This is a genomic window from Methylobacterium sp. WL7 (genome assembly GCF_008040085.1).
Taxonomy (GTDB): Bacteria; Pseudomonadota; Alphaproteobacteria; order Rhizobiales; family Beijerinckiaceae; genus Methylobacterium; species Methylobacterium mesophilicum.
This window is the reverse complement of sequence record NZ_VRVG01000184.1, coordinates 1-7,191: the sequence shown is the minus strand read 5'-3', so window position 1 is coordinate 7,191 and position 7,191 is coordinate 1. Positions and strand designations below refer to the sequence as shown.

Below are 7,191 nucleotides of genomic sequence, written 5' to 3'. Positions count from 1 at the left end.
ACCCCTTTCTGAACCCGGGTTCCCCTCTCCCGACCCCTACTGACGCATGGCCCACCCTCCCCCGCAGAGGGGGAGGGAGACGCGCTTGGGGTTGGCCTCGGCCCACATCCGGCAGCGATGTGCGATCCGCTCAGGCACACGCGCGCAAAGCACCCGCGCCCTTCACCCCAGCACGACCACGCGCATCATCCGTAGCCGGCTTACTGCGCGAAATCGGGATCGGTGCGGGCCAGCATCCGCTTGAACGCCGCCCACTCGTTGTCCGGGGCGCCCTGGACGACGACGCGATCGTAGCCGGCTGCGTATTGCCCGGCGGTCTTGGCCGCGACGGCGGCGGAGGGGCGGGTGATCGGCGCGCCGGCGGCCTGGATCGCCAGCTGCGCCCGGCACGAGCGCTCCAGGTTGTGCATCAGCTTGAACGCCTCGCCGACCGACCGGCCGCAGGTCAGCAGCCCGTGGTTGCGCAACACCATGACGGGCTTGTCGCCGAGGTCGGCCACCAGCCGCGCCCGCTCGTCGAGGTCGAGGGCGATGCCCTCGTAGGCGTGATAGGCGAGCCGGCCGGCGAACTGCATCGACCACTGGTTCAGGGCGAGCAGCCCCTCCTCCTGGCACGACACCGCGACGCCCGCGACCGTGTGGGTGTGCAGCACGCAGATCGCGTCGTGGCGCGCAGCGTGGATGGCGCTGTGGATCGTGAAGCCGGCCGGGTTGATGCCGAGCCCCATCGGGTCCTCGAGCACGCGGCCGTCGATATCGACGGTGACGAGGTTCTGCGGCGTCACCTCCTCGAAGCGCAGGCCGTAGGGGTTGATCAGGAACCGGTGGCCCTCCCCCGGCAGGCGCGCCGAGATGTGGGTGTAGATGCTGTCGTCGAGGCCGAGCCGGTGGATCAGCCGGTAGGCCGCCGCCAGGTCGAACCGCATCGCCTCGACCGCGGCGGGGTCGGCCGCGTGGTCCGGGGCGCTCGAATGGGCGGCTGCAATCATGCGACGGCTCCTGGCTCGCTGGGCGGCATCGCCGACAGGGTGCACCAGGGGCCGCGTGCCGGCAATGCATCGGGGCCGATCGATGGGGTCCCGGATACACAAGGTCCGGGACCGTGTGCGGGTCCAGGGCGGAGCCCTGGTGTCGGGCTCCGCCCGATGATCGGGGGCTCCGCCAAAGGGCTCGCCCTTTGGGAACCCCTTATCCAGCGATACCTTGACAATGTTCCTATTTTATGCCCATGGTCTCTCGCCCGCCGCGAACCGTCGTGAGACGTCTCGGGGCGCCGGTCCGGTCAGCCGCCGGGTCGGCGGCGGTGGGCCGGTGCCTGCGTCTGCCGTCGGCTGCGGCAGCCTCGGGCGCGGGAACGCGACACCCCCCGGCTCGGGCTGGGCGGCGGCCGGTGGAGGAAATGACTCCGGCCGTTCAGAGGCCTGACGGCGCCCCTGTCCTGGGCGGTGCGGCGGTTCTGCGACGCTCTCCACCACGAGGGGGCGTGCGACGAAGGCTCGCTCGGAAGCGCTGAGGGGCGATGAGCACCTCGGGTCAGATCTTAGCGCAGGCGCGTTCCCGCGTGACGGACACCGGACGTAAAAGACGGATGCGGTGGCGCGGCCGACCTGTCGGCGGCGGCGCCACCGCATCCGCGGGACGCCGGCTTTGTGCAACGTTGCGTTCGGGCTTCGCGGCGTCCCGCGTCACCCCGGTTGCGACTGGGTCTTTTTTAGCCGTGCTCCCGGCGGTTTTCCGCGCGGGGCCGATGACGCGTGTCGAAAGCCGTTGAGACGCACGCCGCTCCAAACCACCCCCCTCATCCTGAGGTGCCGAAGCGGAGCGAAGGCTTCGAAGGAGCCCTCCAGCCGGCCGCGCGATCCCTGGAGGGCTCCTTCGAGTCCGCTGCGCGGCACCTCAGGATGAGGGGGGTGGGTTGGAGGGATCGGATGGTCTGGCTGCACAGGTATTCACAACGTCCCCGAATACGCCCCGCCATCCATCAACAAATTCTGGCCGGTGATGAACCCGGCGTGCTGGCTGCACAGGAACGCGCAGGCGGCCCCGAACTCGTCCGGCTGGCCGAAGCGGCCCGCGGGGTTGTCGCGCGCCCGGGCTTCGAGGAACGCCTCCACGGTGGTGCCGGCCTGGGCGGCCCCGGCGGCGGCGTTGCTGCGGATCCGGTCGGTGTCGAACGGGCCGGGCAGGAGGTTGTTGATCGTCACGTTGTGCCGCACCGTCTGGCGGGCGAGGCCCGCCACGAAGCCGGTCAGCCCCGAGCGGGCGCCGTTGGACAGGCCGAGATGCGCGATCGGCGCCTTCACGGCCCCGGAGGTGATGTTGACGATCCGGCCGAACCTGCGCCCGATCATGCCGTCGACGGTCGCCTTGATGAGCGCGATCGGCGCCAGCATGTTGGCGTCGAGCGCCCGGATCCAGGCGTCGCGGTCCCAGTCGCGAAAATCCCCCGGGGGCGGGCCGCCGGCATTGTTGACCAGGATGTCGGGCTCCGGGCAGGCGGCGAGCGCGGCGGCCCGGCCGGCCTCGGTGGCGATGTCGCCCACCACCACGGTCACGGCGGCGCCGGTCTCCCGGCGGATGGCCTCGGCGGTCGCCTCCAGGGTCTCCGCGGTGCGGGCGGTGATCGTCACGGCGACGCCCTCGCGGGCGAGCGCCAGGGCGCAGCCCCGTCCAAGCCCCTTGCTGGCCGCGCATACGAGCGCCCGGCGCCCGCTCAAACCCAGATCCATGGATGCCTCCGAGAACCGGCCCTCCGGCGAGGGCCTCCCGGGAGGGTAACGCGCGGCCGGTGCCGCCGGCACCCGGGCGGGGCGGGACCGGGCGAGCCGATCCGCCGAAAGACGTACCGAACCCGATGCAACCTGTGGGATTGGTCCCTCATGGAGGTGCCCATGATCGTGCTTCGGATACCGACGGCCGGGTTTGCGCTCTGGGCGCTCTCGGCCGGCCTGGCCTGCGCGCAGCCGGACGTCACCGGGACCGGCGGCGGCCCGCTCTCGACCGAGACGGCGCCGAACACCACCGCGGTGGGACAGACCAAGCCGCCGAGCCGGGGCGCCAGCCCGGCCGAGACCCGGCCGATCGCGCGCCGGACCCCGCGCCAGGTCGCGGACGACGCGATCAGCACCCGGATCTGCATCGGCTGCCGGCCCGATCCCGGCACCACGGGCTCCTTGGCCGATCCCTTGCCCGGCTCCTCGCCGGGCTCCTTGCCCAACGCGTCGCCCGGGTCCGGACCGGCATCCGGCCTGCCGGCCAAGCGCGACGTCCAGCTCGACGAGCTCCGGACCCTGGCGCCCCCCAGGCAGCAAGCCGACCTCGACACCCTGCCGCTGGCCTCCGCGCATCGCGAGCAGGCGCGCTCGGCACAGGAGAAGACCGACGGCCTCTGGCAATCGTGGCTCGTCTCGGTCTGCGACGGCTGCGGCGATCAGAAGCCGGCCCGGCACCTGAAGCTCGAGGATTGGCCGGACCGGCAGGCCGCGATGGTCCCGGGCGCGGCCGACCATGGCAGGCCGCCGCCGACCCGGGTGCGGGCCGCCGCGACTCCGCCGCACCGGAGTCTCGCGGCCGACCTTTCGCCGGAGAACATCACCGGGATCCGCCGCATGCCGTGAGCGGACCCGCCGGTCCCCGGTGGCGGGCCCGCGTGGTGAGGCGCGCTACCAGGTCCGCAGGTCGCGGCGCGCGCCCGCTTCCGGCGCCTCGTCGAGGCACGGGGCCACGAACCCGGCCCAAAGCAGGGCGCCGACGCCGGTCAGCAGCGGGGCGGTGATACTGAGAACGAGGCTGAGGGTCACGGTGGCCTGCTCGCTGGACAGCTTAGAATTGCCCGAATGCAGCAATCATCGCCGGGAATTGTTGTTTCGCCATTAAAACGATTGGTCGTTTTGAGGCGAATTCAACAGGACGCCGGGATCGGTGCAGGTTGCGCACAGACCGGGCGACCGCCGGCGCATCGCAGGAGCGCGTGGCCCCGCACGGATACGGAGCAAGGATACGGAGTCGGCCCGGGGCGCTCGCCGCCGGAGGGGATGCCGGTCCGGCGTAAGCGGGCGCATCGGAGCGAGGACCGGGAGCCGGGGGTACCGGCGAGGCGGGCGAGCAAGGCTCCCCCTCCCGCCTCGCCGGTACTGGCCTGCGCGGGGGGTACGCAAGTCAGTAATCTACGCCTATCATTCCGGCTATGGAGTCGCCAATCAGCGGTTTATACTGAGCGATAGAGCATAAGCCGCTATTAGCGGGTCTCTGTATTGCATCGGGATGGATTGATGGCGGCCCTTCTTGCGGATCCGTTCGGCCGGCAGCTGCTGAGCCTGCTCACCGCGGATTACGGGATCCCCGGCGATCCCGGGCGGCGGGTGCTCCGGCATGAGCTGCAGCAGCTTCAGCTGCGCGCCCAGGCCGCGCGCGCGCCGCGCTCGGTGACGCTGGCGATCCGCGCGGCGCTCGCAGCCCTCCGGGCCGAGTTTTCCGCGCCTCTCCCAATCGCACCGCTGCCTATCGCGTCCGGCCCCGTCGCCCCGCTCGGGTTGTGATCCGTGCATCAGGGCGGTCGGCACTCTTCATCGGGCTGTTACAACCCGGAACTAGAGGCATCCTGCGTGACATCATCTCGGGAGTGAAGGCAGATGCCGGCCCATTATTGTATTAACCCGCTCGATCCGTATGCCGAACAGGAAGTCCTCGTCACCTACGACGATCACCGGCCGTTCGTGTCGGTCCGGTCCGCGGTGGACGAGGAGGGCTACGACATCCTGACGGAGCTGTCGGCCGAGTGCGTCCGGGTCCTGCAACTCGAGATCGCCGTGTATCACGGCCATATCGAGCCCTACGCCTGGGCGCAGCACGCGGTGGACGTCGCGGCGGCTCCGACGGTCGCGTGACCGCGGCGGCACGTCAGGGCCGGGTCGGTTCCGCCGCGAGGGTGCCGAACTCGCTGACCATGCATTCGTGCATGCGCCGCAGCCACATATGCGCCTCGGTGGCGCGGGCTTCGGCCCGGTCGGCCCGCTCGGCCGCCAAGCGGACCTGTTCCTCGGCCCGCTCCGCGCGGGCGACCGCCTCGCGCATCGTCGCCTCGGCATGGCGAGCCCGGTCCTCGGCCGCCCGCGCCGCCGCATCCGCCTCGCGGACCGAGCGCTGCGCATCCCGGACGGACTCGCGTGCGCGCTTCTGCATCTCGCGGACCCGGGCCGCGACGCCCCGGACGGCCAGCAGCGAGGCCGACCAATCCTCGTCCTCCGCGGACCCGGCGGTGTCGGGTCCTGAGAACAGCGCGACCACCCGGTCCACCGGCTCGACCTCCGGGGGGACCGCTTGCGCTCGGGCCGGGCTGCTGCTCATGCGGCGGCCTGATCGGTCAGGTCGGAGAATTCGGACATGATCGCGTCCTGGACGCGGGCCAGCCACTCTTCGGCGTGACGCGCGCGATCCTCCGCGGCCCGGGCCCGGGCCTCGGCCGCCTTCACGCGCTCTTCGGCGGCGATGACCTGCGCTTCCGCGCGGACCTGCGCGTCCCGCGCCTGCACTTCGGCGATGCGGGCCCGTTCGTTGGACGCGGTGATGTCGTCGCGGACCCGCTCCAGCACGTGCTCGATGCGCTCCTCGCGCTCCCGCGCCTGGGCCTCGACTTCGCGTGCCTGGCGGGCCGCGGCCTGCACCCGGTGGATCAGCGCGTCCCAATCCTGCGGCGACGATTGCGGCGTCGGCAGCGGGGCCTGCTCGTTCAGGGATGACACCACCCGCAGGACGTTGCCGAGATTGGCTTCCGGGGCAGCGCCCGGCTCGCGCTTCGATTTGTCGGCGGTGCGGAAGCGCGGATCGTTCAAAAGCCGCTGCAGCTCGCTCACGGGGTGCCCTCTCCCTGCCTGTAGACGTTGGGGTGATTAAACTGATCGTAATGATTAACAAACCGTTAAAATCAAGTCGACGGGGTGAGGCTTTGTTAACATAGGCTGCGCCCGGTGCTGGAATTCGGGCGGGCTGAACGGACCGCGCCGGCGTATCCGCGACACCGGAAGGCCCGACGCCCCCGACCGGCCGCGGAACTGGATGGGCTGCTGCCGGCTTCCCCCACACAGTATGCCTGCCGGAGGAACAGCCTGATGCGCGACGGTGCCCAGGATCGAGGCCCGGCCTCTTCCGGGCCGGACCGGAGCGCGGCGCGCGGGTTCGTCGACGCCCTGCGCGATCAGGCCCACGGCTATGCCGGCAAACGGCGGGCCGATGCGGCCCGGGCCGTCTCGGATGTCGGCGACGCCATCCGGGACATGGGCACCGGCTTCGACGGGCTGCCGCAACTGAAAGCCTTCTTCGATCAGGCCGCGCTCGGCGTCGGCGGCTTGGCCGAGGACGTGTCCCGCCGCTCGTTCGGTGAGATGTCCGACGCGGTCCGGGCCGCCGCCCGGCGCCGGCCCGTCCTGACCGCGGCCGCCGCCATGCTGGCCGGCGTCGCGCTCTACCGGCTGATCAACCCACCCGGGATCCGGCCGGTGCCACGGTCGCGGGCCCTGGTCCCGGTCGACGTGCTGCCGACGCCGGACCTCTAGCGCCGCGTCGCGGAGCGCGGATCCCGGAGCGACGGCAGATCGGCCGAGACGCGCAGGTTCTCGCCGATCGTCCTGGACATCCGCTCCGGGACGAGGCCTGAACGTTTCGATTTCGCATCGTCCCGAGCGCCGGAAACCGGCGCCCGGGGGCGATGCTCCACCGGAGTGCAGGATCCCATGACCAACGCGGCGGACGAACTCGAGCAGGATGTGGAGGCGAGCCGCGGGCGCCTGGATCGCACGCTGGGCGATCTGCAATCCCGCCTTCAGGGGCCGGGCATCCCCCGGGATCTCGGCGACCTAAAGCGGTCCGGCCAGGCCGCCGGCGAGGCGGTCGAGCGGTTCGTCGCCGACGTGCGGGTGAACCCCGTGCCGGCCCTGCTGATCGCCGCCGGGCTCGGCCTGCTGGTCTACGACGTGTTCCGGTCTACGGCGCGCCGGCGTTCGACCGCGCTCTCGGCCGGATCCCCGGCTGCGGATCGGGACCTCGCCGCGAACAGGGCGGACCGGATGGAGGAGCGGCTCGACGAGGCGCTGGAAGAGAGCTTTCCGGGCAGCGATCCGGTCTCGGTACGGATCACCAAATAGGACCTATCGGTCCCCCCGAAACCTGGGAGCGGCGGGCTGGCCCCGCCCGCCC

At 71.6% G+C, this 7,191-nt stretch carries 10 protein-coding genes; 5 read left to right on the top strand and 5 right to left on the bottom strand.

Annotation, left to right across the window (positions count from 1 at the left end; translation table 11 throughout):
- Window positions 1–200 precede the first annotated feature (200 nt).
- Together FV233_RS27060 and FV233_RS27050 are read right to left on the bottom strand one after the other, a co-directional pair.
- Entirely contained in the window at window positions 201–989 is a 789-nt protein-coding gene (locus FV233_RS27060) for a class II aldolase/adducin family protein (RefSeq protein ID WP_147899360.1), read from the bottom strand.
- A gap of 960 nt (window positions 990–1,949) precedes the next feature.
- Window positions 1,950–2,729, bottom strand: coding sequence for an SDR family oxidoreductase (locus tag FV233_RS27050; protein WP_147899359.1), 780 nt, complete (start codon window positions 2,727–2,729; stop codon window positions 1,950–1,952).
- A gap of 162 nt (window positions 2,730–2,891) precedes the next feature.
- On the opposite strand from FV233_RS27050, the gene FV233_RS27045 reads away from it, so the two are divergent.
- Entirely contained in the window at window positions 2,892–3,617 is a 726-nt protein-coding gene (locus FV233_RS27045; RefSeq protein WP_147899361.1) for a hypothetical protein, read from the top strand.
- Between the two features lie 45 nt (window positions 3,618–3,662).
- On the opposite strand, the gene FV233_RS30680 is transcribed toward FV233_RS27045, so the two are convergent.
- Entirely contained in the window at window positions 3,663–3,800 is a 138-nt protein-coding gene (locus tag FV233_RS30680) for a hypothetical protein (RefSeq protein WP_187278244.1), read from the bottom strand.
- A gap of 471 nt (window positions 3,801–4,271) precedes the next feature.
- Here FV233_RS30680 and FV233_RS27040 point away from each other — a divergent pair, with 471 nt between their 5' ends.
- Together FV233_RS27040 and FV233_RS27035 are read left to right on the top strand one after the other, a co-directional pair.
- Window positions 4,272–4,538 carry a hypothetical protein gene (locus FV233_RS27040; protein ID WP_147899358.1) on the top strand — a complete coding sequence of 89 codons (267 nt, stop codon included), beginning with the start codon at window positions 4,272–4,274 and terminating at the stop codon, window positions 4,536–4,538.
- 93 nt (window positions 4,539–4,631) lie between these two features.
- A complete protein-coding gene (locus FV233_RS27035; protein ID WP_147856131.1) occupies window positions 4,632–4,886 on the top strand; it encodes a hypothetical protein in 255 nt (84 codons plus the stop codon).
- Window positions 4,887–4,899: 13 nt separating this feature from the next.
- On the opposite strand, the gene FV233_RS27030 is transcribed toward FV233_RS27035, so the two are convergent.
- Window positions 4,900–5,346 carry a hypothetical protein gene (locus tag FV233_RS27030; protein WP_147899357.1) on the bottom strand — a complete coding sequence of 149 codons (447 nt, stop codon included), beginning with the start codon at window positions 5,344–5,346 and terminating at the stop codon, window positions 4,900–4,902.
- Window positions 5,343–5,852: a hypothetical protein gene (locus FV233_RS27025; RefSeq protein ID WP_147899356.1), complete on the bottom strand. Its 510-nt coding sequence runs from the start codon at window positions 5,850–5,852 to the stop codon at window positions 5,343–5,345. Before FV233_RS27025 ends, FV233_RS27030 begins: the two co-directional genes overlap by 4 nt.
- A gap of 255 nt (window positions 5,853–6,107) precedes the next feature.
- On the opposite strand from FV233_RS27025, the gene FV233_RS27020 reads away from it, so the two are divergent.
- Both FV233_RS27020 and FV233_RS27015 read left to right on the top strand, forming a co-directional pair.
- Entirely contained in the window at window positions 6,108–6,551 is a 444-nt protein-coding gene (locus FV233_RS27020; RefSeq protein WP_147899355.1) for a hypothetical protein, read from the top strand.
- A gap of 177 nt (window positions 6,552–6,728) precedes the next feature.
- Window positions 6,729–7,139 carry a hypothetical protein gene (locus FV233_RS27015; RefSeq protein WP_147899354.1) on the top strand — a complete coding sequence of 137 codons (411 nt, stop codon included), beginning with the start codon at window positions 6,729–6,731 and terminating at the stop codon, window positions 7,137–7,139.
- Window positions 7,140–7,191 lie beyond the last annotated feature (52 nt).